Here is a 25,599-nt window from a genome sequence, read left to right on the forward strand (position 1 = left end):
TCGGTCTCCTCGACTAGCCTGGAGGCTCCCGATCCTGCGAGGAGGCAGCGTGAGCGAGTACCGGGTCGTCGACCCCTACACCGGCCAGGTCGTCAAGGAGTTCCCCACCGCGACCGACGACGAGATCCGCGCCGCGATCGAGCGCGCCCACGCGGCGTTCGAGCCGTGGCGCGCGACGCCGATGGCGGAGCGCGCAGCGATCCTCACGAAGGCCGCGAAGGCCTTCACCGAGCGCTCGCGCGAGCTCGCTGAGATCATCCGCACCGAGATGGGCAAGCCCCTCGGGCAGGGTGTCTTCGAGGCGGAGTTCTCGGGCGAGATCATCCAGTACTACGCCGACAACGCGGCGGAGTTCCTCGCCGACGAGGTGCTCAAGACTCGCGAGGACGTCGACGCGCGCGTCGTGAAGTCGGCGCAGGGCGTCATCCTCGGCATCATGCCGTGGAACTACCCGTACTACCAGGTCGCGCGCTTCGCCTTCCCCAACCTCATGCTCGGCAACACCGTGCTGCTCAAGCACGCGCCGCAGTGCCCGTGGTCGGCGACCGTCATCGCCGAGATCCTCGAGGAGGCGGGGCTGCCCGCCGGCGCCTACGAGAACATCTTCGCGACGAACGACCAGATCGGCGAGATCGTCATCCCCGACCCGCGCGTGCGCGGCGTCTCGCTCACCGGCTCCGAGCGCGCGGGCGCCGCGGTCGCCGAGATCGCGGGCCGCAACCTCAAGAAGGTCGTGCTCGAGCTCGGCGGGAGCGACCCCTTCGTCGTGCTCTCGACGGACGACATGGATGCGGTGGTCGAGTCGGCGGTCGCGGCCCGGATGGAGAACTCCGGCCAGGCGTGCAACGCCTCGAAGCGCTTCATCGTCGTCGATGAGCTCTACGACGAGTTCTCGACGCGGCTCGCGGAGGCGATCGCCGCGGTCGAGGTCGGTGACCCCGAGGATGAGGACGCGCTCGTCGGCCCGCTCTCGTCGCAGGCCGCGGCCGACCGCCTGCGCGAGCAGACCAGTGCCGCCCTCGCGGAGGGCGCGCGCGTGCTCGCCGGTGCCGTCGACGAGGGAGACGGCACGCGCGTGCAGCCGGCGCTCCTCGCCGACGTGACGGACGCGATGAGCGTGTACCGCGAGGAGCTCTTCGGCCCCGTCGGCACCGTCTACCGTGCGAAGGACGTCGACGACGCCGTGCGGATCGCGAACGACACGCCCTTCGGGCTCGGCGCCCGCGTGTGGTGCAGCGACCCCGACCTCGCGCGCGCGGTTGCCGACCGCATCGACGCGGGCATGGTCGCGATCAACGACGCGAGCGCCGAGGACTACGACATGCCCTTCGGCGGCACGAAGCGATCGGGCTTCGGCCGCGAGCTCGGGCCGCACGGCATGGAGGAGTTCATGAACAAGAAGCTCGTCGTCGGCTGATCAGCCCAGCCAGCGGTGTCGCCGCTTCGCGCGCGCCCGCGCCCAGGCAGGTCCGAGCTCCGACTCGGCGGCCAGGGCGCGGGCGCGCTCGCTCCCCGCGAGCAGCCCGTAGCTGAAGGCGTTCTCGCCGCCGAGGTGCGCCCGCATGCGGAGCTCCCGGAGCACAGGCTGGGCGACGACCGCGTCGTGGTGCTCGCCGAGCACCGCCTGCACGCGCTCGAGCGACCGCGCGAGGCGCGTCGCCGGCGCGCCCGCGCTCCGACTCGAGGGCCTCGAGGGTGCGGCGGTGCGCCGCCCGGGTGCGCGAGCGCAGCGCGTCGTCGAGGCGGTTCGCCAGCGGGCCTCTCGCGAGCTCGGCGGGCAGCGCGCCGGCGGCCGCAGTGAGCCGCTCGAGCAGCACCTCGGCGTCGCGATCCTCGCCGAGCGCGCGGGCGAGCCAGCGCAGCTCCGCCCGCACCGGCTCGGTCCGCTCGGCATCGAGCAGCGACCGGGACGTCGCGAGCGCGGCGCGCAGCCGGCGGACGGCGACGCGCATCCGATGGACCGCCGGCCGCCGGTGCAGCGGCGACCTCGTCATCGGCGATCTCGGCGAGCGCGAGGTCGGCCGTGTCGAAGTACTCGGCGTCGAGCGGGAGCTCGAGCGGCGCCGTCGTCGACGCGACGCGCGGGGCCGCCTCGAATCCCGGGAGCGCCGCGCCCTCCGGCGGCTCGAGCTTCGTCTCCACTTCGCGGTGGTGGGTCGCCATGGTCTGATCCTCCACCGCCGGTGCCGCGTCAGGCGACCGTGCCGACCATCGGGCGGCCCTCCGCCGCCCACCGCAGGGTCCCGCCCGCGACGTTCACCGCATCCATGCCGCGCTGCTCGAGGAAGGCGACGACCTGACCGCTCCGCGCGCCCGAGCGGCAGATCACGGCCGCGCCGTCGGGCACTTCGTCGAGCCGCTCGACGATCTCGCTCATCGGGATGTGCAGCGCGTCGACCGCGTGCCCCGCGTCCCACTCGTGCTGCTCGCGCACGTCGACGATCGGGCGGTCGGCGGTCTCGGCGGGCGTGATCTCTCGCATGGATCGAGGCTATCGATCCGCGCTCCGGGCGAGCATCATGGCGGCCATGACGGATGTGCGCACGGTGCTCTGGTTCGACGGCCGCATCGAGGAGGCAGCCGAGCTCTACGTCTCGCTCCTGCCCGACTCGGCGATCACCGATGTGATGCGGATCCCCGGCGATGAGAGCCCCTGGCCGGGGGACGCCCCGCCCGGCGAGGCCCTCACGGTCGACCTCACGCTCGGCGGCTCGCCCTTCCAGCTGCTGAACGGCGGTCCCCAGTTCCCGCAGTCGGAGGCGGTGTCGATCGCCGTGACCGTCGACGGGCAAGCGGAGGTCGACCGGCTGTGGGACGCCCTCGTCGCCGACGGGGGCGAGGAGTCGATGTGCGGGTGGTGCCGCGACCGCTTCGGCGTCTCGTGGCAGATCATCCCCGAGCAGCTCGGCGAGCTCATGCAGGGGCCGCGCTCGAAGGACGTCACGCGCGCGATGCTCGAGATGCGGAAGCTCGACGTCGCGGCGCTCGAGGCCGCCGCGCGGGGCTGAGCGCCGGCGCGGATCAGCCGGCGCGGATCAGCCGGCGCGGATCAGCCCGAGCGGCTCAGCGCGCGAGCCGCGCGAGCAGCTCGTCGTGGAGCGCGCCGTTGGTCGCGAGCGCCGACCCGTGCCACGGGCCCGCCTGGCCGTCGACCGACGTGAAGCGCCCCCCGGCCTCCTCGATCACCGGCACGAGCGCGGCCATGTCGTAGGGCTTGAGGTCGAACTCGGCGACCGCGTCGACCTTCCCCTCCGCGAGCAGCATGTAGCTCCACGCGTCGCCGTACGAGCGCGCGCGCCACACCTCGCGCTGCAGCGCGACGAGGTCGTCGAGCCTGCCCGCGCCGTCCCAGCCCTGGATCGCGTTGTACGAGAGCACCGCATCCTCGAGCGACGCGACGCCCGAGACCCGCAGGCGGCGGGGCTCGGCGGGATCGGTCCACGCGCCGGAGCCCTGCGCGGCCCACCAGCGCGCGCCGAGCGCGGGGGAGGAGACGACGCCGACGACCGGCCTGCCCTTGACCGCGAGCGCGATGAGGGTCGCCCAGATCGGTGCGCCGCGCAGGAAGTGCGCCGTGCCGTCGATCGGGTCGACGATCCACTGCCGCGCGGCGTCGCCCTCGGTGCCGAACTCCTCGCCGAGGATCGCGTCGCCCGGGCGCTCCTCGGCGAGCATGGTGCGGATGCGCTGCTCGACCGCGCGGTCGGCGTCCGTCACGTGCGTCGTGTCGGCCTTCGTCGTGATCTCGAGGTCCTGCGCGCCGAAGCGCGCCATCGAGATCGCGTCGGCGGCGTCGGCGAGCCGGAGCGCGAGGGCGAGGTCGTCGTCGTAGCGGGTCACGCCCTCCAGCGTAGGCCGCGCGTCACTCCTCGTGCCGCTGCTGGCGCGCGGCGACGAGCGTGCCGAGCAGCCGCTGCATCGAGTCGACGCGGCGCTGCCCGAGCCGCCCCTCGCGCGCGGCGATCGCGAGCTCGCAGTACTCCTCCCCGACGAGGTGCGAGCAGCCGCGCGGGCAGTCCTCGGCGACGGCCGCGAGGTCGGGGAAGCCGCTCAGCACGTTGGCCGTCGCGACGTGGCCGAGGCCGAAGGAGCGCACGCCGGGCGTGTCGATGATCCAGCCGGAGCCGAGCTTGAACGAGACGGTCGACGACGAGGTGTGCCGGCCGCGGCCGGTGACGGCGTTCACGTGGCCGACCGCGCGCATCGCGCCCGGCACGAGCGCGTTCACGAGCGTCGACTTGCCGACGCCCGAGTGGCCGACGGCGACCGTCGTGTGCCCGTCGAGCCGCTCGCGGAGCGCCTCGACGGGAGGGTCCTCGATCGACGACTGCCACACCTCGATGTCGAGCCCCTCGAAGTGGGCGAGGAACGGCGCGGGATCGGCGACGTCGGTCTTCGTGACCACCATGACGGGTGTGATGCCGGCGTCGAGCGCCGCGACGAGGTAGCGGTCGACGAGCGCGGGCCGCGGCTCGGGATCCGCGGCCGCGACGACCATGAGCAGCACGTCGGCGTTCGCGACGATGACGCGCTCGACGACGTCGGTGTCGTCGGCCGATCGCCGCAGCACGGTCGCGCGCGGCTGGATGCGCACGATGCGGGCGAGCGATCCCTCCTCGCCGCTCGTGTCGCCCACGACGTCGACCCGGTCGCCCGCGACGATCGCCTGCTTGCGCAGCTCCCGGGCGCGCGCGGCGCTCACGACGGCCTCGTCGGGCTCGCCGACGCGCACGGCGAGCGTGTAGCGGCCGCGGTCGACCGCGGTCACGATGCCTGTGATGGCGTCGTCGTGCTCGGGGCGCTGCTTCGACCTCGGCCGGTTCGCCTTCGGGTTCGGCCGCTCGCGCACGCTCGACTCGTCGTACTCCTCGTACGGGTCCTCGTAGTCGCCGAGCCAGCTCATGCGCCCCTGCCGCCCGATCCGCTGCCGTCGGAGCCGGCGAGCATCGCGCTCCACAGCTCCGGGAACTCCGGGATCGTCTTCGCCGTCGCACCGATGTCGTCGACCTCGACGCCCGGCACGCGCAAGCCGATGACGGCACCGGCGGTCGCGATGCGGTGGTCGTCGAAGGCGCGCCACGGGCCGCCCGCGAGCGGCGCGGGCTCGACTCTGATGCCGTCGGGCAGCGCCTCCGCTCGCCCGCCGAGCGCGGCGATGTCGTCGACGAGGGCGCGGATGCGGTCGGTCTCGTGCCCGCGGATGTGGCCGATCCCCGTGACCTCGACGGGCCCCGACGCGAGCGCGCCGAGCGCGACGATCGTCGGCGCGAGCTCGCCCGCCGCGTGCATGTCGAGGGTCGCGCCGGGGATCGCGCCGCCGACGGCCTCGACGGTGAGGGACCCATCCGAGAGCCTCGACGTCGCGCCGAACGGCTCGAGCAGCTGCGGGAGCAGCGCACCGACCTGGGTCGTCTCGGCCGGCCAGCCGTCGAGCACGATGCGGCCGCCGATGGCGACCACGGCGGCGAGGAACGGCGCGGCGTTCGAGAGGTCCGGCTCGATCCGCTCGTCGAGCGCCGCGATCGGGCCGGGCTCGACGCGCCACGACGCGTCGCCCACCCGGCGCGCGTCGACGCCGCGCTGGCGCAGCGCCTCGAGCGTCATCTCGATGTGGGGGAGCGAGGGCAGCCGCTCGCCCCGGTGGTGGAGCGTGAGGCCCTCGTCGAAGCGCGCGCCGACGAGCAGGAGCGCCGACACGAACTGGCTCGAGGCGCTCGCGTCGATCTCGACCTCGCCCCCGCGCACGCTCCCGGGACCGCCGGGGCCGCGCGCGCCGTGCACGGTGAAGGGCAGCCGCGGCTCGTCGGCGTCGACGCGCACGCCGAGCGCGCGGAGGCTCGCGATCGTCTCGGCCATGGGCCGCTCGCGCGCGTGCGGGTCGCCGTCGAACGACACCGGGCCGTCGCCGAGCGCCGCGACGATCGGGAGGAAGCGCATCGCGGTGCCCGCGAGCCCGCAGTCGATCGAGGAACCGCCCCTGATGGGGCCGGGCGTCACAGCGAGGTCGGGGCCGAACCGGCCGTCGCCGGGCGTCTCGCGGATCGTCGCGCCGAGTGACCTGAGCCCCTCGACCATGATGCGGGAGTCGCGGCTGCGCAGCGGCCGGTGGAGCGTCGAGCCGCCGTCGGCGAGCGCCGCGAGCAGCAGCGCCCGGTTCGTGAGGCTCTTCGAGCCCGGCAGCTGCACGCGCGCGTCGAGCCGCGAGGTCGCGGTGGGGGCCGTCCAGGGCCGGGAATGATCGGGCTTCGGCATCGGTTGCAATCTATCGGTCGGAGGCGGAAGCAGAGGAGGTGCCTGTGCCGACAGCGACACTAGACTCGCCCGCGATGGCAAGCGAGCAGACAGAGTCCGAGCAGACAGAGTCCGAGCAGACAGAGGCGGCGAAGCGCGACGACTTCGCGGAGCAGGCGATGCAGTACGCGGATCAGCTCTACGGGGCGGCGATGCGCATGACGCGCAACCCCGCCGACGCGGCGGACCTCGTGCAGGAGACGCTGCTCAAGGCCTACGCGGCATACGGCTCGTTCAAGCAGGGCACGAACCTGCGGGCGTGGCTCTACCGCATCCAGACCAACACCTACATCAACACCTATCGCAAGCAGCAGCGCCGGCCCTTCGAGGCGGCGCTCGACGACATGGCGGAGTGGCAGATCGGCGATGCCGAGTCGTTCACCGCGACTGCGGCGCGCAGCGCCGAGGCCGAAGCCATCCACCGGATGCCCTCGGGCGTCGTCAAGGATGCGCTGCAGGAGGTCCCCGAGGACTTCCGCATGGCGGTCTACTGGGTCGACGTCGAGGGGCTCAGCTACGCCGAGACCGCCGAGGTCATGGAGACCCCGATCGGCACCGTCATGAGCCGGCTGCACCGCGGCCGCAAGCTGCTGCGAGGCCTGCTGGCCGACTACGCCCGGGAGCAGGGCATCGCCGTGCAGGATCCCACCGTGAAGGAGAAGAAGCCGTGAGCGAGACGCCGGCCCTCGAGATGACCGAGGGGAAGAAGGACTGCGCCGAGGCGCGCGCCGCGCTGGAGGAGTTCCTGCACAACGAGCTCTGCGCCGAGGATGCCGCAGACGTGCGCGCGCACCTCGACGAGTGCGAGGAGTGCTCGGCCGAGCACCACGTGGGCGAGATGCTCACGGCGGCGCTCCAGGGCGCGTGCAAGGACCGCGCTCCCGAGGAGCTGCGCGCGAAGCTGCTCGCGTCCCTGCGCGCCGCGCAGGCCCAGCACGGCTGACGGGCGAGATGAGACGCAGGGCGGGACCGCATCGGTCCCGCCCTGCGTCGTCTGAGCATCACGCGGCCGCGCGCGCGTCCTCCTCGAGCGGCGTGGACGCATCCTGCACCGGGATCGAGCCGGTCGCGGGACGCCGCGCGCCGTCGCCGAGGTAGCGCTCCGTGCCCGCGAGGGTGAGGAACGCGGGGTACGCCTCCTCGAGCGCGGTCTCGCGGAACAGCTCGATCGCCTCGCGGAACCGGTCGTCCTCGCCGTCGGCGAACGACGGGGCGAGCTCGGCGACGATCGCCTCGCAGCGCTCGCGCGTGACCGTGCGGCCGTCGCTCGTGACCGACTCGTTGTAGATCCACTGCCACACCTGCGAGCGCGAGATCTCGGCGGTGGCAGCGTCCTCCATGAGGGAGTGGATCGCGACCGCGCCGTGGCCGCGCAGCCATGCCTCCATGTAGCGGATCGCGATCTCGATGTTGGAGCGCAGCCCTGCGTCGGTGATCTGGCCCTGGGTCGTCGAGAGGTCGATGAGCGCGGTCGCATCGACCTCGACGTCGTCGCGCGAGCGATCCAGCTGGTTCGGCCGGTCGCCGAGCACGGCGTCGAAGGCGGCCCGGCATGTCGCGACGAGCCCCGGGTGCGCGACCCACGAGCCGTCGAAGCCGTCGGCGGCCTCGCGCGACTTGTCGGCGGCGACCGCCCGCAGCGCCCGCTCGGTCGCCTCGGGATCCCTCGCGCTCGGCACGAACGCCGCCATGCCGCCGATGGCGTGCGCGCCTCGGCGGTGGCACGCCCGCACGAGCTGCTCGGTGTAGGCGCGCATGAACGGCGCCGTCATCGTCAGCTGCGAGCGGTCCGGGAGCACGAAGTCGGGCCCGCGCAAGCGGAACGCCTTGATCATCGAGAACAAGTAGTCCCACCGGCCCGCGTTGAGGCCGGCCGAGTGCTCCCGCAGCTCCCAGAGGATCTCCTCCATCTCGAACGCCGCGGTGATCGTCTCGATGAGCACCGTCGCGCGGATCGTGCCGCGATCGATGCCGAGCCGGTCCTGCGCGAGGAGGAAGACGTCGTTCCACAGCCGCGCCTCGCGGTGCGACTCGAGCTTCGGCAGGTAGAAGTACGGTCCGCGGCCGCGCGCGATGAGCTCGCGCGCGTTGTGGAGCACGTGGAGGCCGAAGTCGACGAGCGAGCCCGACATGGGCTTGCCGTCGACGAGGATCCGGTGCTCGTCGAGGTGCCAGCCGCGCGGCCGCACGACGATCGTCGGGGTCTCGGCCCGGGTGACTCGGTACTCCTTGCCCTCCGGGCTCGTGAACGCGATCCGGTCGCGGATCGCGTCCTGCAGGTTGACCTGGCTCGCGATGACGTTCCGCCACAGCGGGCTCGACGCGTCCTCGCAATCGGCGAGCCACACCTTGGCTCCCGAGTTGAGCGCGTTGATCGTCATCTTCCGCTCGATCGGGCCCGTGATCTCGACTCGGCGGTCCTCGAGCCCGGGCGCGGGCGAGGCGACCCGCCAGCTGTCGTCCTCGCGGATGTGCGCGGTCGATGCCAGGAAGCCCGGCGTCTCGCCGTCGGCGAGCGCGGTGCGGCGCTTCCGGCGATCCTGCAGCAGCTGCTGCCGCGTGCACTCGAACGCGTCGTGCAGCTCGAGCAGGAAGGCGAGGGCCTCGTCCGTGAGGACGCGGTCCTGCCCCTCGGCGTGGTCGTTGATGCGGATGCGGTCCATCGTCGTCCTCCTTCGTCGTGCCGTGCGGATCAGTGGAACTGCTCGGACTCGGTCGAGCCCGCGAGCGCGAGCGTGCCCGAGTCGGGATTGAGGGCGGTCGCGACCAGGTCGAACCAGCCGGTGCCGACCTCGCGCTGGTGCTTGGTCGCGGTGTAGCCGCTCGCCTCTGCGGCGAACTCGCGCTCCTGCAGGTCGACGTACGCGGTCATGTGCTGCTCGGCGTAGCCCTTCGCGAGGTCGAACATCGAGTGGTTGAGCGCGTGGAAGCCGGCGAGCGTGATGAACTGGAAGCGGTATCCCATCGCGCCGAGCTCGCGCTGGAACCGCGCGATCTCGTGGTCGTCGAGGTGCTTCTTCCAGTTGAACGACGGCGAGCAGTTGTAGGCGAGCAGCTGGTCGGGGAACTGCGCCTTGACGCCCTCGGCGAAGCGGCGGGCCACCTCGAGATCGGGCTTGCCGGTCTCCATCCAGAGCAGGTCGGCGTACTCGGCGTAGGCGAGGCCGCGAGCGATGCACGGCTCGATGCCGTTGCGCACCTCGTAGAAGCCCTCCGCGGTGCGGCCGCCGGTGAGGAACGGGCGGTCGCGCTCATCCACGTCGCTCGTCAGGAGCGTCGCGGCCTCCGCGTCGGTGCGGGCGATGATGACGGACGGCACGCCCTCGACGTCGGCCGCGAGGCGCGCCGCGTTCAGCGTCCGCACGTGCTGCTGCGTCGGGATGAGCACCTTGCCGCCGAGGTGGCCGCACTTCTTCTCGCTCGCGAGCTGGTCCTCCCAGTGCACGCCCGCGGCGCCGGCCGCGATCATGGCGCGCATGAGCTCGAACGCGTTGAGCGGTCCGCCGAAGCCCGCCTCGGCATCCGCGACGATCGGCGCGAGCCAGTCGGCGACCGTGCGCTTGCCCTCGCTGCGCTCGATCTGGTCGGCGCGCTGCAGCGCGTTGTTGATGCGGCGCACGACCGCGGGCACCGAGTTCGCCGGGTACAGCGACTGGTCAGGGTAGGTCTGCCCCGCGAGGTTCGCATCGGCGGCGACCTGCCAGCCCGAGAGGTAGATCGCCTCGAGCCCCGCCCGCACCTGCTGCACCGCCTGGTTGCCGGTGAGCGCGCCGAGCGCGCGCACGGGCGTCTCGTCGGCATGCAGCCGCTCGAAGAGGCGCTCGGCGCCGCGGCGGGCGAGCGTGTGCTCCTCGACGACCGAGCCGCGCAGCCGCACGACGTCCGCCGCCGAGTAGTCGCGCTGCACGCCGCTCCAGCGCGGGTCCGCCGCCCACTCCAGCTCCAGCTCGGCTGCCTCTGCGGCCATCCGGTGGTCCTGCTGCTCCGTCACGGTGTCCTCCTGTCGTGTCGCCGAGCCCTCGCCCGGCACTGTCCTGATCTCACTGTGCGGGCAGGATGCGCGCTCGGATGGTGGTTTGCGGCATGAAGATCTGCATTCCTGCCAGATGGTGCAGGAGTGCCGTATGGTGCTCGCATGACCGCACCTCGCGCATCCGCGCCGCCCGCCTCCCCGCCGGCGTGGGATCGCCCCGCGCGCGAGTCGGCGGCGGCGCCCGCGCACGTCGATGCGCTGCAGCTCGGCAAGGCGCTCCGCCACGCGCGGAAGCAGCGAGGGATGACGCTCGACGCCGTGCACCGGGAGATCGGGCTCGCGCCGTCGCAGCTCTCGGGCTTCGAGACCGGCAAGCGCGAGGCGCGCTTCTCGCAGCTCCAGCAGCTCGCGGCGCTCTACGGCGTCGGGCTCGACGAGCTCACCGGCACCGCGCCGCCGTCGCGCCGCGCCGCGCTCGAGCTGCGCCTCGAGCGAGCGATGCAGTCGTCGATGTGGCAGCAGAAGCGGCTGCCGACGATGCGGGTCGGGCCGCGCACGCCCGACGACGTGCTCGAGACGATGCTCGCGCTCGTCGACGAGCTCGAGCGGGTCGCGGAGGAGCGCGTCGCGACACCCGAGGAGGCGCGGCGCGCGAACGTGCAGCTGCGCGCCGAGATGCGCGCTCGCGACAACCACTTCCCCGAGATCGAGGCCGAGGCGGCGGCGATGCTCGAGCGCGTCGGCTACCAGTCCGGCCCGCTCTCGCAGCACCTGATCGCCGCGATCACCGAGCGCCTCGGCTTCTCCGTGCACCACGTCGGCGACCTGCCGCACTCGACGCGATCGGTGACCGATCTCAAGCGCAAGCGCATCTACCTCTCGCGCTCGTCGCGCACGGACCACGACCCGCGCTCGGTGCTGCTGCAGGCGCTCGGGCACCACGTGCTCGGCCACTCGGTGCCGGCGGACTACGGGGCGTTCCTGCGGCAGCGCATCGAGACGAACTACTTCGCCGCGGCGCTGCTCATGCCCGAGCGGACGGCCGTCGCGTTCCTCGCGGCCGCGAAGGACGAGCGCCAGCTCGCGGTCGAGGACCTCCGGGACGCGTTCGCGGTCTCGTACGAGGCGGCGGCGCACCGGCTCACGAACCTCGCGACCGTGCACCTCGGCATCCCGCTGCACTTCCAGAAGGTGCACGAGTCGGGGATCATCTACAAGGCCTACGAGAACGACGGGGTGACGTTCCCCGCCGACCATACGGGCGCGATCGAGGGCCAGCCCGTGTGCAAGCGGTGGACGAGTCGCGAGGTCTTCGACGCGGCGGACCGGGTCAACCCGTTCGAGCAGTACACCGAGACGCCGGCCGGCACGTTCTGGTGCACGGCGATGACGGAGCGCAGCGCGCAAGGCGACTTCTCGCTCTCGATCGGCGTGCCGTTCTCGCAGGCGCGCTGGTTCCGCGGCCGCGCGACGAAGGAGCGCTCCGTCTCGCACTGCCCCGACCCCTCGTGCTGCCGCACGCCGCCGGTCGAGCTCGCTGAGGCATGGGCGGGGCAGGCGTGGCCGAGCGCGCGTGCGCACTCCCACTTGCTCGCCGCGCTCCCGCCGGGCGCCTTCCCGGGCGTCGACGAGACCGAGGTCTACAGCTTCCTCGCCTCGCGCTCCTAGATCGCGAGCTGCGCCTCGGGTGCCGCGCTCCCCTCCAGCAGCGCGAGCGCTCGTCGGAGCGCGGTGCTCGAGGTGTGCGCCGTGTAGGGGAAGTAGACGACCTGCACCCCCACCTCGGCGAACTCCCGCTCGAGCCTGAGCCCTCGCTCGGTGCCGCGCCAGTCATCGCCCTTGAAGAAGTGCGTGAAGCGGACCTCGCGCCATGTCTCGAGCTTGTCGGGCACGGTCTCGATGTGCACCCGGTCGACGAAGCGCAGCCCGCCCACGATCTCGGCTCGCTCGAGCGTCGGCACGATCGGCGTGATGCCCTTGACCTGCTGCAGCATCTCGTCGCTGACGACGCCCGCGACGAGCACGTCGCACTGCGCCCTCGCATGCCGCAGCAGGTTGAGGTGGCCGACGTGGAAGAGGTCGAAGGCGCCGGCGGCGTAGCCGATGCGGGTCATGAGAGCGCTCCTTGCTCGGTGCGGGCATACTGCCGATGCGCATGTCCGAGCGCGCCGGCGACCATGCCCAGGCCGCGGTAGGCCGTCCGCATGCCCCGCGCGTCGGCGGCGATGTCGCCGCGAGCGCGACCGGCGACGTGGCGCAGCCAGCCCATCACCGCTCGGCCGCTGCCGCCGAGACCGCGCCGGAGGCGGATCGCGGCATGTCGACCAGGGCCGGGCTCGAGCCGCAGCTCGACCTGCACGGCAGTGTTGCCGCCGTTGAAGGCGCGCTGCATCGCCCATCGCCTCGTCATGCGATCGGGCGGCACGGGATCCTCCGCCCGAGATTCGTCGCACCAGACCACTCGGCCGCCAGCCGCGATGAGCTGCTTCGAGAAGAGCGTGTCCTCGCCGCCGGCGAGACCGAGGCTCGGGTCGAAGCGGACCCCGGCGTCGCGGACCTGCGCCAGGTCGACCAGCAGGTTGCCGGCAGCCGCGGCTGCCAGCTCGAGCCCAGTCGGCCTGCTGCGGCGTCGGAACACGCCGGTCTCGAGGATCCACGGGTCGATCTGTCGGTCGAAGACGGAGATCACCCTCCCCATCACGGCTGCGGAACCCGTGCGCTGCCACGTCGTGACGAGGTGCGAGAGCCAGCCCGGCAGCGGCAGCTCGTCGTCGTCGATGAAGGCGAGCAGGTCGCACGCGCCGGCGAGGTCGAGCAGCCGGTTGCGCACAGCGGCGATCCCCGGGTGCGGCTCGACCGCGTAGCGCACCGGCAGCGGTGCCGCCGCTGCCGCAGCTCGAGCGGACGTCGCCTCGTCGTTGTCGACGACGAGCACCACGACCTCGACGTCGCCCGGGACCTCGGCGATGCGCTCGGGCAGCGCCGCGAGCAGCTGCGCGAGCTGTGCCGGCCGGCGGTACGTCGGGATCCCGATGGCGACGCGGAGCGTCATGCCGGCACCTGCATGGCGCTGCGGATGAACCGCATCTTGCCGCCGACCTGGGGGATCTCGTGCACGTGCTCGACCGTGACCGGCACGAGTCCGCGGAGCGCCTCGCGCAACCGCCGCTCCGCACCGTCGATGCCCGCGGTCGCGGTCGCCCGGTCCGCTGCGGGGATGCAGCGGAGCGTCACGCTCGCGTCCTCGTGCTGCACGATCTCGAACTGCCGCACGGACAGCGGCGCGTGATCGAAGATGTGGCCGAGCGCTCCGGCGATCGTCGTGCCGTCGGGCAGCCGCACGGCGTCCGAGGAGCGGCCCGAGATCGCGCCGAGCCGGGGGAGCCCGCGCCCGCACGGGCAGCGCCCGGGCAAGCGACGGCTGATGTCGCCGATGCGGTAGCGGATCACGGGGAACACGCGGTTCGTCAGGTCGCTCGCGACGACGGTGCCCTCGGTGCCGTCGGGGACGGGGCGATCGCGGTCGTCGAGGATCTCGACACGACGCACGTCGGCGAAGACATGCAGCCCCTCGTGCCGCGGGCACTCGCCCGCGAGCCACGGCACCTCGGCGGAGCGGTAGTGGTCGTGCACCGGTGCGCCGAGTGCCGCCTCGATCTCCGCTCGTGTCCCGGGGGCGAGCGGCGCAGCCGTGACGGCGATCGCGCGCGGAGGCTCGAGCTCGATGCCGAGCCGCTCGAGCCGCCGCACGAGGTCGAGCACGCCCCCGCCGTAGCCGAGCAGGAGCCGCGGCCGGACCGCGTGCCACTGCGACGCGAAGCGCACGATCGCGTCGTCGTCGATGCGGAAGGCGTCGAGCTGGATGTGCCGGCTCGGCCACCACGAGACGCGGTGCCGCACTCGGTCGGAGCCCTGGTGCATGTGGCGGGTGAGGATGCCGCGGTCGTCCCACGGGCAGATGCCCCACCAGTGGAACAGCCGCCACTCGAGCGCGCGAGCCGGGAATCGGAGGTCTCGCTCGATGTGGAGCGGGAGTCCCGTGCTGCCACCCGTCTTCGACGTCGAGGCGGTGCGCGCGCTCCACTCATCGGTGCGGATGCGGCTGCCGTGCTCGCGGAGCATCGGCTTGTCGACGATCGGGAGCGCGGCGAACGCGGCGGGGTCCGCGAGATCCTCGGGTCGGAACCCGTGGTCGCGGTAGAGGTCTCGGTAGAACGGGCTTCGCTCCATCGCGAAGCGGGCGTGCGCCGCGGCGCGGCGGAGCGAGAGCGCCTCGATGCGCTCGGGCGAGAGGCGGTCGGCCGCGAGGAAGGCTCGGTAGGCGGCGGTGCTCGACGATCCCGCGACCGCGAGCTTCGCGCGGAACGCCGCGGCCGCGAGCCGGGTCACGAGCGGCTCCGTCGAGCGGCGATCGCGCGCCGGTACGCGGCCGCGTGGTCCGTCGCGGTGCGCTCCCAGTCCCGGCGCGCGAGGTCCGGCCGGGCGCGCTCGGGGATGGTTCGCGCGACCTCGAGGGCGTCGAGCAGCGCCTCGCCCGTCAGCTCGTCGTCGTACATGCGCACCCACGCGTCGCCGACCTCTCGAGCGAGCGCCTCGTTCACGTCGTTGCGCGGGACGAGCACGGGCCGGTCGAGCGAGAGCGCGGCCAGCACGCTGCCGGAGTTGTGCATGAAGCGGTAGGCGAGCACGATGAGCTCCGCTTGCGTCGCGAGCCGGACGAGCTCGCCGTCCTCGAGGAACTCGAGCCGCAGGTCGACGCCGTCGAGCTCCGCGACCCGCTCCTCGAGGGCCCGCGCGAGCTGGGGGGTCGACGGCCTCCCGCCGATCTCGAGGCTGAGTCCCGGCTCCCGGCTGGCCGCAGCGGCGTACGCGTCGACGAGCACCCCCACGTTCTTGTAGCGCCGGACGCCGCCGAAGGCGCCGACTCGGCCCGGCACGCGCGGGGCGCGGGGCTGCTCTGCGTACCACGAGCGGTAGTGGCCGTGGGGGATGAGCGCGCTCGGGCGCTCGTCGAGCTCCGTCTCGCTGTTGAGCGCGATGAGCAGGTCGGCGTCGCGGTAGATCCGCGCGAGCAGCCACCGACGCATCCTGCCGTCGTCCGGCAGCTCCACGTTGTGCACGGTGCGTACGACGGCGATCCGCCTGGACGCGCGGAGCCGCAGCCAGAGCGCGGTCGTCAGCGCGACCTTCCCCGCGGTCTTCCACCACGAGCTGCCGTGCAGCTTGCCCTCGGGCCAGTGCCAGTGGAAGGCGTCGTAGTCGCCACGGAGCGCCTGGACCCAGTCGAAGCGGAGATGCTCGACCTCGTCCGACGCGGCGAGCGCGTGGTCGAGCATCGTGATGTAGGGGTTCGTCGTGGCGCGCGGCGCGCGGAACGACTGCATCACTCGCACAGGCATCACAGCGCCGGTTCCAGTGCCCGCAGGGAGCGGTGCCACCGCAGCGAGGCCGCGACGAGGAGGACGGCGTTGACGGCCGCGATCGCGGCGTAGAGAGGGACGAACCAGGCTGGGACCGCCAGCAGCAGGAAGATGAGGCAGAGCACGCCGTAGTCGTTGGGCGATACGAGCAGCGAGTAGAGCGGCGAGTGCCCGTCGCGGCGCTCGGGGACCGCTGCATCGGGATGCTGCAGGCGATGGATGCGACGGAGCAGGTCGACCGCGACGATGCCGAAGAAGAACGTGCTCGCGACGACGGCGAAGCCGAGCGGCACGATGAGGAGGACCGGGTCGAGATCCGGGTACCTCAGCCAGGCCACGAGCACCGCGAGGTGGATCGACACCGCCTTCGCGGCGTCGAAGAAGTGGTCGAGCCACTCGCCCGAGAGCGAGAACCGCCCGGTGAGCCGCGCGAGCTGCCCGTCGGCCGAATCCAGCGCGTATCCCAGGACGAGCAGCGCGGTGATGAGCGCTGACTGCGCCCACCCGAGGGGGAGCAGGGCGATGCACGCGATGCCGGTGAACGTCGACACGGCGCTGACGAGCGTCACCTGGGTGGGTGACAGGCCGAGCGCCGCTGCGACCGCGGCGAGCGGACGACCGAGTGGCCGGTTGATGAAGCGGGAGTAGGCGGGCGCCCCCCGCGACGACTTCTGCGCCGCTCCCAGCCGCGCCATCGTCTCGCTCATGCCGGTCATCAGGCCTCCTCACGGTCCGATGTCGGCATTAGATCACACTGTTACGAAATACCGATCCCTGCATCGGCGCAAGATTCCCGCAAGCGGTGTGCGACGCCGTCCCACGTCCACCGCGCGAGCGACGCCTGGCGCGACGCGGGGTCGGCGCGCTCGCCCCATGCGGCGTCGACGGCCGCGCCGAGGGTCGAGGGCGACGCATCCGCGGCGACGAAGTGCGCGGCAGCGGCCATGGTCTCGCGGTGCACGGGGATGTCGCTCACGAGGAGCGGGGCGTCGAGCGCGAGCGCTTCGAGGGGCGTCAGGCCGAAGCCCTCGTCGCGCGAGAGGCTGATGGCGAGGCTCGTCTCGCGGTAGAGCCACGCAATCTCGGCATCGGTGAGCCGGCCGGCGATGCGGACGGCGGCAGGGTCGGGCAAGGCGGCGAGCGCTTGCTCGAGGTCGCCGTGCACGCCCGAGTGCGCGCTCGACCCGACCACGACGAGCGGTGATGCCGCGGAGATCCGCGCGCTCACGCCGGCGGCGGCGATGGCGGCGGCGAGGTTCTTGCGCACGTTGAGCCGACCGACCGTGAGCGCGAAGTCGCGGAGTCCCTCAGCGACTGCGGGGCGCGACGGCGCGGCGCCGACGATGGCGGGGGTGGGGCCGAGGCCGATCGCGGCGACCGGCGCGAGGCCTGGCGCGAGGCGCTCGATGCGATCGGCCTCCGTCCGCGTCGAGGTCGCGACGACCGTCGCGCGGCGTGCGCCGGGGAGCATGCCGGCGAAGTAGAGGCGCTCCTTCCGCGTGAACCACTCGGGGTGATCGACGAACATCGCATCGTGAACGAAGACCGCCGCCGGCCCGCCCAGCGGCGCGAAGTTGTGGCTCACGACGAGATCCGCGCCGCGTCCGTGGAGCTCGAGCAGGTTCGAGAGCCCGTGCGGCCACAATCGCGTGGGCAGCGGGCGCACGCCGGGTGGCAGGTCGGAGACCTCCGCGCCGCGACGGATCGCGATCGCGACCGCGTCGCCCGGGAAGCAGCGGAGCCATGCGAGCACGATCTCGCGCTGCACCGTGCGGTTGGCTGCAGGGCCGTCGGCCCACCAGTAGCCGTCGAAGAGCACGCGCATGGCACCTCCAGTCAGCGGCTTACACTACCCACGGACAAGGGGGTGCCGTGCTGCCGCAGCTGGCGATCGTCGTGGTGAGCTACGGGTCGAGCGCGCTCCTGGAGCGGCACCTCACCGCGACGGCGCAGGGGATCCCGGAGGCACGCGTCGTCGTCGTCGACAACTGGAGCACAGTCGCTGAGCGCACCGCCGTCGCGCGGCTGGCGGTGCGCGAGAGGTGGGATCTCGTCGGGCTCGACGAGAACTCCGGTTTCGGCGGCGGCGTGAACGCGGGAGCACGGCACGCGTTCGACCGGGGCGCCGAGGCGCTGCTCGTGCTCAACCCGGATGCGAGCATCGATCGAGCCGGGGCGGAGGCCCTCGCGGCCGCCGGCGATGCGCGGACCCTGCGATCGCCGGTCGTGCGATCGCCGTCGGGACGCACCTGGTTCTCGGGTCTCGACCTCGATCTCGTGAGCGGCGAGATCCGCTCCCCGAAGCGCCGAGGCGAGCACCCCGGTGCCACGCCGGTGCCGTGGCTGTCCGGTGCGTGCCTGTGGATCACCCGCGAGGTGTGGGAGCTGAGCGGCGGCTTCGACGACGCCTACTTCCTGTACTGGGAGGACGTCGACCTCTCGAGGCGCGTCGCCGAGCGCGGCGGGAGCCTCCTCGTCGTCGAGGACGCGGTCGCGGTGCACGACGAGGGCGGCACGCATCGGAGCGCCGGCCAGCGATCCGAGGCCAAGAGCGAGCTGTACTACTACTGGAACATCCGCAACCGGATGCGCTTCGCGGCGGACCACCTCGATGCGGAGGGCATCCGCCGATGGCAGCGCCACTCGAGGCGGGCCGCGTGGCGCATCGTCATGCGCGGCGGCCGCAGGCAGCTCCTGCGCCCCGTCCCGCCGCTCCGCGCGATGCTCCGCGGGCTGCGCGACGGTCGGCAGATCGCTGAGGAAGCCTTGATCCAGCGGGCGAGCGGGCGACCGTAGACTGCAGCCGACGCCGAAGGAGGCCGACATGGAGAAGCGGGCCGCCCGGCGCAGATGGCTCCCCGCCGCGATCATCGGGACGCTGCTGGTCATCGCGCTCGTCTGGCTCGTCGCAGCGAACCGCGGTCCGAGCGCGCCCGCCGCGTCGGTCTCGCCGGAGGTGACGACGAGTGCGGGGCCCACCGATCCCGTGGCATCCCCGTCGGCGGCTCCGGCCAGCCCTGCAGCCACGCCGATGGCACCGCCCGCCTCGGCCGCGCCGCCCGCTCCGGACGCGCCGATCGCCCCGGAAGCCGCTCCCGTGGCCCCGGATGAGCCGGCCGACCAGGCGGGGGTGCGCGTGGAGCTGGCGAGCATCGAGCGGGTCGAGGGGATCGCGTCGGCCCCGGGCGAGATCTCCGGGCCCGCCCTCCGGATCACCGTGCGGATCACGAACGGCTCGCCCGAGTCCGTCGACGTCGGGCTCGTCGCGGTCAACGCGTACTACGGCGAGGCACGTCGCCCGGCGAGCTCGATCATGCAGCCTGGAGGTGACCCGTTCGACGGCGTGGTGGAGCCCGGCGGATCGGCGGAGGGCGTCTACCTGTTCGAGACCGGCGGCGCGGACCTCGCCGACGTGCTCATCGGCGTCGACGTCGTGCCAGGGCAGCCGACCGCGACCTTCCGCGGCGACCTGCGCTGATGCGCTTCCGCGCGCTGCTCCGGCCGCGTCGCGTCGCGGCACTGCTTCGCGGCGCGCTGCGGGGGCACGCCGGCGCGCGCATCCAGTCGGGCGTGCGGCTGGGCGGAGCCGGCTCGCTCGATCTCGCGCGCGGATCCCTCGTGCGGGAGGAGGCGCGCATCTACGTCGGACCGGGCGCGGTCCTCCGGCTGGGACCGGGTGCCGTCATCGGCATCCGCAACACCGTCAACGTCGCCGCGGGCGTGACGATCGGGCCTCGCACGGAGCTCTCCTGGGACGTCGAAATCATGGACACCGACTTCCACGACATCGCGCACGCGGACGGTCGTCCTCGGGAGCGGTCGCAGCCGATCATGATCGGCGAGCACGTGCTCATCGGGGCGAGGGCAGTCCTGCTCAAGGGCGTCACGATCGGTGACGGTGCGATCATCGCTGCGGGTTCGGTCGTGACGAGGGACGTGCCTCCGGGAGCGATCGTCGCAGGCAATCCGGCTCGCCCCGTCGGCGAGGCCGTCGACTGGCGCTGAGCGCCCCTGCTGTGGAAACCTGAAGAAAACACTGTCTGGAAACTGGCGGGGCGCGTGTCGTCGCCCTCCTACAGTGTCCCCCAGGCCGCGCGACCTCGCGCGGGGAGCGCCCGCTCGAACGCGGGCCGTGGATGGGGAGCGCCACCGTGGCAACACCAGCAGCAGCCGGACCCCGGGACACCGCGTCCCCGTTCGCGCGCCTCGCGCACGCCGCGATCGCGACAGTCGCGGCGGCGGCGCTCGTGATGGGACTCCATGTCGCCCCGCCCCCGGCAGCTGCTGCGCCGGTCGAGCTCTCCTCGGCGGCGCCGCTCGCCGAGGTGGAGGCGGCAGCGGTCGAGCAGCCGGTCACGTCCGACCCGCTCCCGACCGTGCAGATCGACGGGATCGTCTACGCGCAAGCGGTGGCCGGCAATCGCGTCTTCGCCGGGGGCGAGTTCGCCAACGCGCGGCCGGCGGGCGCCGCACCCGGCACGCAGCAGACGCCGCGGTCGAACCTGCTGGCGTACAACCTCACGACGGGCGCCCTCGACGGTGCCTTCGCGCCACAAGTCAACGGCCGCATCATGGCCGCCGCGGTCTCTCCCGACGGCTCGACCCTGTACATCGGCGGCGCGTTCACGGCCGTGAACGGTCAGGCGCGGTACCGCCTCGCGGCGTTCAACGCCGCGACCGGCGCGCTGCTGCCGAACTGGCGGCCGGGCACGAACTCGACGGTGTTCGGGCTCGCCGTGAGCGGCTCGGCCGTCTACGTCGCCGGCCAGTACACCAACATCAGCAACACGACGCGCACGGGCGTCGCGGCCGTGCACCCGACGACGGGCGCGCTGCTGCCGTTCAATCCCGTGCACACCGGCGGCTACCTCGCTCGAGCGGTCGTCGTCTCTCCCGACGGCGCCAAGGTGGTCGCTGCCGGATCCTTCCTCACGACGAACGGCTCGGACAACCCCGGGCGAGGGATGGCGGCGCTCGATGCGCAGACGGGCGCGAGCCTCCCGTGGGCGGTCAACAGCGTGCTCCGCAACGGCGGCAACAACGCCGCGATCTACTCGCTGGCATCCGACGCGACGAGCGTCTACGGCTCGGGCTACGACTTCGGCGGCAACAAGCAGCAGGACGACTTCGAGGGCGCGTTCCGAGCCAGCTGGGCGGACGGCACGATGGTCTGGATGGAGGACTGCCACGGCGACACCTACTCGGTCGCGCCGCACAACGGCATCCTCTACACGGCCACGCACACGCACTACTGCGGCAACATCGGAGAGTTCCCGCAGCTCAACCCCTGGTACCTCAACCACTCGCTCGCGTTCGGTGCCGAGCCGAGCGGCCGGGCGATCACGCCCGACATCTGGGGCTACCGCAGCTTCACCGGCAACCCCGCCGCGAAGCTGCTCCACTGGTACCCGATCTGGGGCACGGGCTCGGTCTCGGGCGTCGACCAGGCCGGCTGGAGCGTCGCCTCCGCGGGCGACTACCTGCTCTACGGCGGCGAGTTCACCTCGATCAACGGCGTCCGTCAGCAGGGCCTCGTGCGCTTCACCACGCGCGACACCGCGCCCAAGAAGATCGGGCCGACGATGCAGGGCGGCACGTGGCCGATCAGCACCGCGTCATTCCGAGAGGGCGAGGCGCGCATCGGCTGGCAGGCGAACTACGACGCCGACAGCGCGGAGCTGAAGTACGAGGTCTTCCGGCAGGGCGTCGCGACACCGCTCACGACGATGACGGAGTCGTCGACGTACTGGCAGCGCCCGCAGATGCGGTTCGCCGACCGGACGGTGCAAGCAGGGCAGACCTACAGCTACCGCGTGCGAGTCACCGACCCCGATGGCAACTCGACGCAGTCCGACTGGACGAGCGTGACGATCGCGCAGCCCGGCTCGACTCCCGCGTACTCGCTCGACGTGCTCGACGACAACCCTGTGCACTACTGGCCGATGGGTGAGCCGAGCGGCACGACCGCAGTCGACTGGGCGGGGGGTTCCGATCTCACGCTCACGGCGAGCACGACGCGCGGTGCCGCGGGCCAGGCGACCGACGGCTCGACCAGGGCGACCACGTTCGCCGGCACGACGAGCTCGTACGCGAGCACTCGCGCTCTCGAGCCCGGATCCGACGAGCTCTCCGTCGAAGCGTGGTTCCGCACGACGAGCACGCAGGGCGGCAAGATCGTCGGGTTCGGCAGCAGCGCGACGGGCGACTCGAGCTCCCACGACCGGCACATCTACCTCTCGGGCAACGGCACGATCACATGGGGCGCCTATCCGGGAGCCGTGCGCGTCGTGCAGAGCGGCGCCGGCTACAACGACGGGCAGTGGCACCACGTGGTCGGCACGCTCGGGCCCGACGGCATGACGCTCTACGTCGATGGCGCTCGCATCGGCTCGCGGGCCGACACGACGTCGGGCCAGGCGTACGACGGCTACTGGCGCGTGGGAGGCGACAACCTCGCCTCGTGGCCGAACGTCAACTCGCGCTACCTCAACGGCAGCATCGCCGATGTCGCGGTCTACGACCGGGCGCTCACGCGCGGCGAGGTCGACGGCCACCGCGTCGCCTCCGGCCGGGCCTCGAGCTTCCCGACCGCGCCTGAGGATGGCTACGGAGCAGCCGTGTTCGACCTCGATCCGACGCTGTACTGGCGCCTGGGCGAGACAGGCGGCACGGTGGCGCGCGACGCGGGCCCCGACGGCCTCAACGGCACCTACGCCCGCGCCGGGACCGCGCAGTTCCAGTTCGGTCGTGCGGGCGCGATCGCCGACGTCGCGGACACCGCTGTCGGCTTCACCTCGTCGAGGAACGTCCTCGGCACATGGAGCAACCGCCAGATCGTCGTGAGCGCCCGATCGATGCAGAGCCCGACCACGTTCTCGGTCGAGACCTGGTTCAGCACGACCTCCACGCGAGGGGGCAAGCTCGTCGGCTTCGGGAACAGCAGCTCGGTGGCGCTCAACGCCTCGTCGAACTACGACCGGCACGTGATGATGACGCCGGAGGGCCGTCTGCAGTTCGGCGTGTGGAGCGGCTCGGCGCAAGTGCTCGAGACGACCGGCACCTACAACGACGGTGCGTGGCACCACGTCGTGGCGCAGCAATCGCCGAGCGGCATGCAGCTCTACGTCGACGGACAGCTCGTGGGCTCCAACGCGGTCACGACCGCCGACCCCTACGTCGGCTACTGGCGGCTCGGCGGCGACACGACGTGGGTCGGTGACCCGTTCTGGGTCGGCACGCTCGACGAGTTCGCGGTCTACGGCGCTCCGCTGAGCGGCGACCAGGTGCGCGAGCACTTCGAGCTCGGGAGCGAGGGCGCCGCCAACCAGGCGCCGACGGCGGCGTTCACCAGCCGGGCGGACGGGCTCACGGTCGACTTCGACGCCTCGGCGTCGAGCGACCCGGAAGGCCCGATCTCGTCGTACGCGTGGGACTTCGGCGACGGCTCGCATGGCTCCGGCGAGACCGCGCAGCGCGTCTACGTCTCACCTGGCACGTACACCGTCACCCTCACGGTCACGGATGCGAGGGGCGTCACGGCGCAGATCGCCCACGACGTCGTGGTCGCGGGGCCGAACGCCGCGCCGGTCGCCCAGTTCACCGCATCCGCCGACGGACGCACGGTGAGCGTCGACGCGAGTGCCTCTGCAGACCCGGACGGCACGATCGCGTCGTACGCGTGGGACTTCGGCGGGGCCACCGGGAGCGGCGTCACCGCATCCCACACGTACCCGTCCGACGGGTCGCGCACGATCACGCTCACGGTGACGGATGACCGCGGCGCGACCGCGAGCACGAGCCAGCAGGTGACGGTCGAGGCGGCGAACCAGCCGCCGGTCGCGTCGTTCGCGGTGACGGCCGACGGCCTCGTCGCCGCGGTCGACGGCAGCGCCTCGAGCGACCCGGACGGGTCGATCGCGTCCTACACCTGGGCGTTCGGCGACGGCGGCGAGGGGAACGGCGTGACGGCGAGCCACACCTACCAGGCATCGGGGGAGCGCACGATCACCCTCACGGTGGTCGATGACGACGGCGCGTCCGCGTCGACGACCCGGACGGTCACACTCGAGGAGGAGCCGCCGGCGAACATCCTCGCGCGCGACAGCTTCACGCGCTCCGCCACAGCTTCGTGGGGCACGCCCGACGCCGGCCCCGCCTGGGCGACCTTCTACGGCAACCAGGCCTTCTCGGTCGCGGACGGACGCGGCGCCATCGCGCTCGCGCCCTCGCACACTCGGGAGGCGCGGATGAGCACGCTCTCGCAGTCGAGCGCCGAGGTCGAGCTGTCGTTCTCGTCGGATGTCGCCTCCGCCGGCGGGACCGCGAGCGTCACCGTCATCTCGCGGCAGGTGGGCACGAACGTCTACTCGGGTCGCGTGCGGCTCGAGCCGAACGGCGTCGTGCGCCTCTACCTGCTCTACAACGAGACGCTGCTGGGCAGCGCCGTGCTGCCGCAGTCGTACACGCCCGGGGCAGTGGTCCACGTGCGCGTGCTCGCGACGGGCACGTCGCCGACGACGCTCGCGGCATCGGCGTGGCTCGATGGCGCCGCGGAGCCCGCGGGCTGGATGGTCCAGGCGACGCACTCGCTCGCGGGCATGCAGACCGCCGGCTTCGTCGGCATCCGCGCCGCGCTCAGCTCCGCTTCGACCGTCCCCACGCAGACGCTCCGCTTCGATGACTGGACGGTGCTGGTGCCGCAGTGACGAGACCACGGGCGACGGGGAGCGCCGCCACCGCGAACAGCAGGGCGAGGGTCCGGTAGGAGGTGAGCATGGGCGAGAACAGTGCGTCCCAGGTGCCGAGCAGGGTGAGCAGCACGAGCACTCCGGAGGCAGCTCGCGTCGAGAGCCGCGTGGCGGTGCCCGCGACGCCGGTCGCCACGATCAGCGCCGCGAGAGCGGCGCCGAGCGGGCCGAACCAGACCCAGAGGTCGCCAGTCACGGAATGGACCTCGTAGTGGCCGCCGAACATGAACACGTCGACGTAGCCGTTGTTGGGGTTGTAGCCGAGCTCGTGCATCCCCGTCTTCGCGAGCCACACGTCGCTCGAGACCGGTACCGTGCCGGATCCGTACCCGAGCGGACGGACGCCGATGAGCGCGACCGCTGCGCCGAGCTCCGGCCGCCCCCCGGTGATGAGCGAACCCGAGGTGTCGAGCTGGGCTTGCGAGCGCTGCGCGGCGGCCTCGCCGAGCACTCCCTCGAGGATGAGCGCCTGCAGCAGCATGTAGGCGCCGAGCGCCGCCGCGCTCAGCCAGAGCAGCGTCTGCCACGGCCGCGGCCGGCTGTCCACGGTCGGAGCGGATGCCTGCCAGATGAGCGCGGCGACAGCCATCAGCATGAACGAGGTCATCGAGCGGGAGTCGCTCAAGGCCGAGATGGCGGCGAACGCGGTGAGCGCGACGATCGGCGCCAGGCGGCTCCGGGTCAGCATGCAGAGGCCGAGCACGATGAGCGCGACAGGGACGGCGAGCGAGTACTTCCAGAGGTTGGCCGGGTTGCCTCCGGTGAGCACGACGTTCACGAGCGCGCCCGCACCGAACGCGACGACGGTGTACGCGACGCCGAGGACGCTCCGCGCCCACAGGAGCAGCCCAGCACCCCCGACGAGCGAGAGCAGCTGACTCGTGCTGGCGATGAGGAGCGAGGTCGACGAGGGGCGCTCGGTGTCGGAGAGCGTGAGCACGGCACCCCATGCCGCGGCACCGATGGCGAGCGCGACCAGCAGCCGCGCGCCGCGATACTCCTTGAGGACGCTGAGCCACACGGGAGCCAGCGCCACCGCGACGACGAGGCAGAGGCTGAGACCAGGTCCGAACTGGTAGCGCATCGCGGCGGCGCCGGCGCCGGCTGCTGCGAAGACGGCTGTCGGAACCGTCGGGCGAGGCGTCACGACGTCCATCGACCCTCCTCG

Annotated in this window: 24 protein-coding genes; 10 read left to right on the plus strand and 14 right to left on the minus strand. The window is 72.6% G+C overall.

What is annotated here, in order from left to right; genetic code table 11:
* Nucleotides 1-49 precede the first annotated feature (49 nt).
* Nucleotides 50-1,417 carry an NAD-dependent succinate-semialdehyde dehydrogenase gene (locus JSQ78_RS00620; protein ID WP_211448581.1) on the plus strand — a complete coding sequence of 456 codons (1,368 nt, stop codon included), beginning with the start codon at nt 50-52 and terminating at the stop codon, nt 1,415-1,417.
* Here the strand turns inward: JSQ78_RS00620 and JSQ78_RS14050 are convergent.
* The gene (locus JSQ78_RS14050; RefSeq protein WP_211448583.1) at nt 1,389-1,994 is read right to left on the minus strand and encodes a CHAD domain-containing protein; all 606 of its coding nucleotides are present in this window, start codon (nt 1,992-1,994) and stop codon (nt 1,389-1,391) included. The genes JSQ78_RS00620 and JSQ78_RS14050 overlap by 29 nt on opposite strands.
* A gap of 29 nt (nt 1,995-2,023) precedes the next feature.
* On the opposite strand from JSQ78_RS14050, the gene JSQ78_RS00630 reads away from it, so the two are divergent.
* Nucleotides 2,024-2,170: a hypothetical protein gene (locus JSQ78_RS00630; RefSeq protein WP_211448584.1), complete on the plus strand. Its 147-nt coding sequence runs from the start codon at nt 2,024-2,026 to the stop codon at nt 2,168-2,170.
* A gap of 21 nt (nt 2,171-2,191) precedes the next feature.
* On the opposite strand, the gene JSQ78_RS00635 is transcribed toward JSQ78_RS00630, so the two are convergent.
* Nucleotides 2,192-2,482 (minus strand): rhodanese-like domain-containing protein, encoded by a 291-nt coding sequence (locus tag JSQ78_RS00635; protein WP_211448586.1) that lies wholly within the window; start codon nt 2,480-2,482, stop codon nt 2,192-2,194.
* A 46-nt stretch (nt 2,483-2,528) separates the two neighbouring features.
* Between JSQ78_RS00635 and JSQ78_RS00640 the strand changes: the two genes are divergently transcribed.
* On the plus strand, nt 2,529-3,008 hold the full coding sequence (locus JSQ78_RS00640) for a VOC family protein (RefSeq protein WP_211448588.1): 480 nt from the start codon (nt 2,529-2,531) through the stop codon (nt 3,006-3,008).
* 55 nt (nt 3,009-3,063) lie between these two features.
* Here the strand turns inward: JSQ78_RS00640 and hisN are convergent, their stop codons facing one another.
* The 3 genes from hisN to aroA are packed head-to-tail and all read right to left on the minus strand — an operon-like array spanning nt 3,064 to nt 6,252.
* Complete coding sequence (gene hisN / locus JSQ78_RS00645) at nt 3,064-3,840, minus strand: histidinol-phosphatase (protein WP_249295758.1); 777 nt, start codon at nt 3,838-3,840, stop codon at nt 3,064-3,066.
* A 22-nt stretch (nt 3,841-3,862) separates the two neighbouring features.
* Entirely contained in the window at nt 3,863-4,903 is a 1,041-nt protein-coding gene (gene rsgA, locus JSQ78_RS00650; protein WP_211448590.1) for a ribosome small subunit-dependent GTPase A, read from the minus strand.
* On the minus strand, nt 4,900-6,252 hold the full coding sequence (aroA, locus tag JSQ78_RS00655) for a 3-phosphoshikimate 1-carboxyvinyltransferase (protein ID WP_211448591.1): 1,353 nt from the start codon (nt 6,250-6,252) through the stop codon (nt 4,900-4,902). The genes rsgA and aroA overlap by 4 nt, the downstream gene beginning before the upstream one ends.
* A gap of 74 nt (nt 6,253-6,326) precedes the next feature.
* On the opposite strand from aroA, the gene JSQ78_RS00660 reads away from it, so the two are divergent.
* Nucleotides 6,327-6,962 (plus strand): sigma-70 family RNA polymerase sigma factor, encoded by a 636-nt coding sequence (locus JSQ78_RS00660; protein ID WP_211448593.1) that lies wholly within the window; start codon nt 6,327-6,329, stop codon nt 6,960-6,962.
* Nucleotides 6,959-7,234, plus strand: a complete 276-nt coding sequence (locus JSQ78_RS00665) for a zf-HC2 domain-containing protein (RefSeq protein ID WP_249295760.1) — start codon at nt 6,959-6,961, stop codon at nt 7,232-7,234. Before JSQ78_RS00660 ends, JSQ78_RS00665 begins: the two co-directional genes overlap by 4 nt.
* 58 nt (nt 7,235-7,292) lie before the next feature.
* Here the strand turns inward: JSQ78_RS00665 and aceB are convergent, their stop codons facing one another.
* Both aceB and aceA read right to left on the minus strand, forming a co-directional pair.
* A complete protein-coding gene (gene aceB / locus JSQ78_RS00670) occupies nt 7,293-8,954 on the minus strand; it encodes a malate synthase A (protein ID WP_211448595.1) in 1,662 nt (553 codons plus the stop codon).
* 29 nt (nt 8,955-8,983) lie between these two features.
* Entirely contained in the window at nt 8,984-10,258 is a 1,275-nt protein-coding gene (aceA, locus tag JSQ78_RS00675; RefSeq protein WP_211450426.1) for an isocitrate lyase, read from the minus strand.
* Between the two features lie 168 nt (nt 10,259-10,426).
* On the opposite strand from aceA, the gene JSQ78_RS00680 reads away from it, so the two are divergent.
* Nucleotides 10,427-11,932 carry a helix-turn-helix domain-containing protein gene (locus JSQ78_RS00680; protein WP_211448597.1) on the plus strand — a complete coding sequence of 502 codons (1,506 nt, stop codon included), beginning with the start codon at nt 10,427-10,429 and terminating at the stop codon, nt 11,930-11,932.
* Here the strand turns inward: JSQ78_RS00680 and JSQ78_RS00685 are convergent.
* From JSQ78_RS00685 to JSQ78_RS00710, 6 genes are read right to left on the minus strand one after another with little or no spacing between them, the layout of a single operon-like run.
* A complete protein-coding gene (locus tag JSQ78_RS00685; protein WP_211448598.1) occupies nt 11,929-12,378 on the minus strand; it encodes an FAD synthase family protein in 450 nt (149 codons plus the stop codon). The two genes, JSQ78_RS00680 and JSQ78_RS00685, sit on opposite strands and share 4 nt — an antisense overlap.
* Nucleotides 12,375-13,316 carry a glycosyltransferase family 2 protein gene (locus JSQ78_RS00690; protein WP_211448600.1) on the minus strand — a complete coding sequence of 314 codons (942 nt, stop codon included), beginning with the start codon at nt 13,314-13,316 and terminating at the stop codon, nt 12,375-12,377. The genes JSQ78_RS00685 and JSQ78_RS00690 overlap by 4 nt, the downstream gene beginning before the upstream one ends.
* Nucleotides 13,313-14,653 carry a phenylacetate--CoA ligase family protein gene (locus JSQ78_RS00695; protein WP_211448602.1) on the minus strand — a complete coding sequence of 447 codons (1,341 nt, stop codon included), beginning with the start codon at nt 14,651-14,653 and terminating at the stop codon, nt 13,313-13,315. The genes JSQ78_RS00690 and JSQ78_RS00695 overlap by 4 nt, the downstream gene beginning before the upstream one ends.
* The gene (locus JSQ78_RS00700) at nt 14,650-15,663 is read right to left on the minus strand and encodes a glycosyltransferase family protein (protein WP_211448604.1); all 1,014 of its coding nucleotides are present in this window, start codon (nt 15,661-15,663) and stop codon (nt 14,650-14,652) included. The genes JSQ78_RS00695 and JSQ78_RS00700 overlap by 4 nt, the downstream gene beginning before the upstream one ends.
* Nucleotides 15,663-16,400, minus strand: a complete 738-nt coding sequence (locus JSQ78_RS00705) for a CDP-alcohol phosphatidyltransferase family protein (RefSeq protein WP_211448605.1) — start codon at nt 16,398-16,400, stop codon at nt 15,663-15,665. Before JSQ78_RS00705 ends, JSQ78_RS00700 begins: the two co-directional genes overlap by 1 nt.
* Before the next feature lie 41 nt (nt 16,401-16,441).
* Nucleotides 16,442-17,509 (minus strand): glycosyltransferase, encoded by a 1,068-nt coding sequence (locus JSQ78_RS00710; protein ID WP_211448607.1) that lies wholly within the window; start codon nt 17,507-17,509, stop codon nt 16,442-16,444.
* A gap of 47 nt (nt 17,510-17,556) precedes the next feature.
* Between JSQ78_RS00710 and JSQ78_RS00715 the strand changes: the two genes are divergently transcribed.
* From JSQ78_RS00715 to JSQ78_RS00730, 4 genes are all read left to right on the plus strand, one after another.
* Entirely contained in the window at nt 17,557-18,480 is a 924-nt protein-coding gene (locus JSQ78_RS00715; RefSeq protein WP_249295762.1) for a glycosyltransferase family 2 protein, read from the plus strand.
* A 28-nt stretch (nt 18,481-18,508) separates the two neighbouring features.
* Nucleotides 18,509-19,162, plus strand: coding sequence for a hypothetical protein (locus JSQ78_RS00720; protein WP_211448611.1), 654 nt, complete (start codon nt 18,509-18,511; stop codon nt 19,160-19,162).
* Nucleotides 19,162-19,689, plus strand: coding sequence for an acyltransferase (locus JSQ78_RS13980; protein WP_211448613.1), 528 nt, complete (start codon nt 19,162-19,164; stop codon nt 19,687-19,689). The genes JSQ78_RS00720 and JSQ78_RS13980 overlap by 1 nt, the downstream gene beginning before the upstream one ends.
* Nucleotides 19,690-19,835: 146 nt before the next feature.
* On the plus strand, nt 19,836-24,389 hold the full coding sequence (locus JSQ78_RS00730; protein ID WP_211448615.1) for a PKD domain-containing protein: 4,554 nt from the start codon (nt 19,836-19,838) through the stop codon (nt 24,387-24,389).
* Here JSQ78_RS00730 and JSQ78_RS00735 read toward each other — a convergent pair.
* Nucleotides 24,319-25,587, minus strand: coding sequence for a hypothetical protein (locus tag JSQ78_RS00735; protein WP_211448617.1), 1,269 nt, complete (start codon nt 25,585-25,587; stop codon nt 24,319-24,321). The two genes, JSQ78_RS00730 and JSQ78_RS00735, sit on opposite strands and share 71 nt — an antisense overlap.
* Nucleotides 25,588-25,599 lie beyond the last annotated feature (12 nt).

The organism is Agrococcus sp. Marseille-Q4369 (genome assembly GCF_018308945.1).
Classification (GTDB): Bacteria; Actinomycetota; Actinomycetes; order Actinomycetales; family Microbacteriaceae; genus Agrococcus.

Bases quoted from the DNA above. Each gene is read 5' to 3' on its own strand.
- aceA (WP_211450426.1), bottom strand. From the start codon at position 10,258: ATGGCCGCAGAGGCAGCCGAGCTGGAGCTGGAGTGGGCGGCGGACCCG.
- JSQ78_RS00660 (WP_211448593.1), top strand. From the start codon at position 6,327: ATGGCAAGCGAGCAGACAGAGTCCGAGCAGACAGAGTCCGAGCAGACA.
- JSQ78_RS13980 (WP_211448613.1), top strand. From the start codon at position 19,162: ATGCGCTTCCGCGCGCTGCTCCGGCCGCGTCGCGTCGCGGCACTGCTT.
- JSQ78_RS00685 (WP_211448598.1), bottom strand. From the start codon at position 12,378: ATGACCCGCATCGGCTACGCCGCCGGCGCCTTCGACCTCTTCCACGTC.
- aroA (WP_211448591.1), bottom strand. From the start codon at position 6,252: ATGCCGAAGCCCGATCATTCCCGGCCCTGGACGGCCCCCACCGCGACC.
- JSQ78_RS00635 (WP_211448586.1), bottom strand. From the start codon at position 2,482: ATGCGAGAGATCACGCCCGCCGAGACCGCCGACCGCCCGATCGTCGAC.
- JSQ78_RS00640 (WP_211448588.1), top strand. From the start codon at position 2,529: ATGACGGATGTGCGCACGGTGCTCTGGTTCGACGGCCGCATCGAGGAG.
- JSQ78_RS00735 (WP_211448617.1), bottom strand. From the start codon at position 25,587: ATGGACGTCGTGACGCCTCGCCCGACGGTTCCGACAGCCGTCTTCGCA.
- JSQ78_RS00690 (WP_211448600.1), bottom strand. From the start codon at position 13,316: ATGACGCTCCGCGTCGCCATCGGGATCCCGACGTACCGCCGGCCGGCA.
- JSQ78_RS00705 (WP_211448605.1), bottom strand. From the start codon at position 16,400: ATGACCGGCATGAGCGAGACGATGGCGCGGCTGGGAGCGGCGCAGAAG.
- JSQ78_RS00680 (WP_211448597.1), top strand. From the start codon at position 10,427: ATGACCGCACCTCGCGCATCCGCGCCGCCCGCCTCCCCGCCGGCGTGG.
- rsgA (WP_211448590.1), bottom strand. From the start codon at position 4,903: ATGAGCTGGCTCGGCGACTACGAGGACCCGTACGAGGAGTACGACGAG.
- aceB (WP_211448595.1), bottom strand. From the start codon at position 8,954: ATGGACCGCATCCGCATCAACGACCACGCCGAGGGGCAGGACCGCGTC.
- JSQ78_RS14050 (WP_211448583.1), bottom strand. From the start codon at position 1,994: ATGACGAGGTCGCCGCTGCACCGGCGGCCGGCGGTCCATCGGATGCGC.
- JSQ78_RS00710 (WP_211448607.1), bottom strand. From the start codon at position 17,509: ATGCGCGTGCTCTTCGACGGCTACTGGTGGGCCGACGGCCCTGCAGCC.
- JSQ78_RS00700 (WP_211448604.1), bottom strand. From the start codon at position 15,663: ATGCCTGTGCGAGTGATGCAGTCGTTCCGCGCGCCGCGCGCCACGACG.
- JSQ78_RS00720 (WP_211448611.1), top strand. From the start codon at position 18,509: ATGGAGAAGCGGGCCGCCCGGCGCAGATGGCTCCCCGCCGCGATCATC.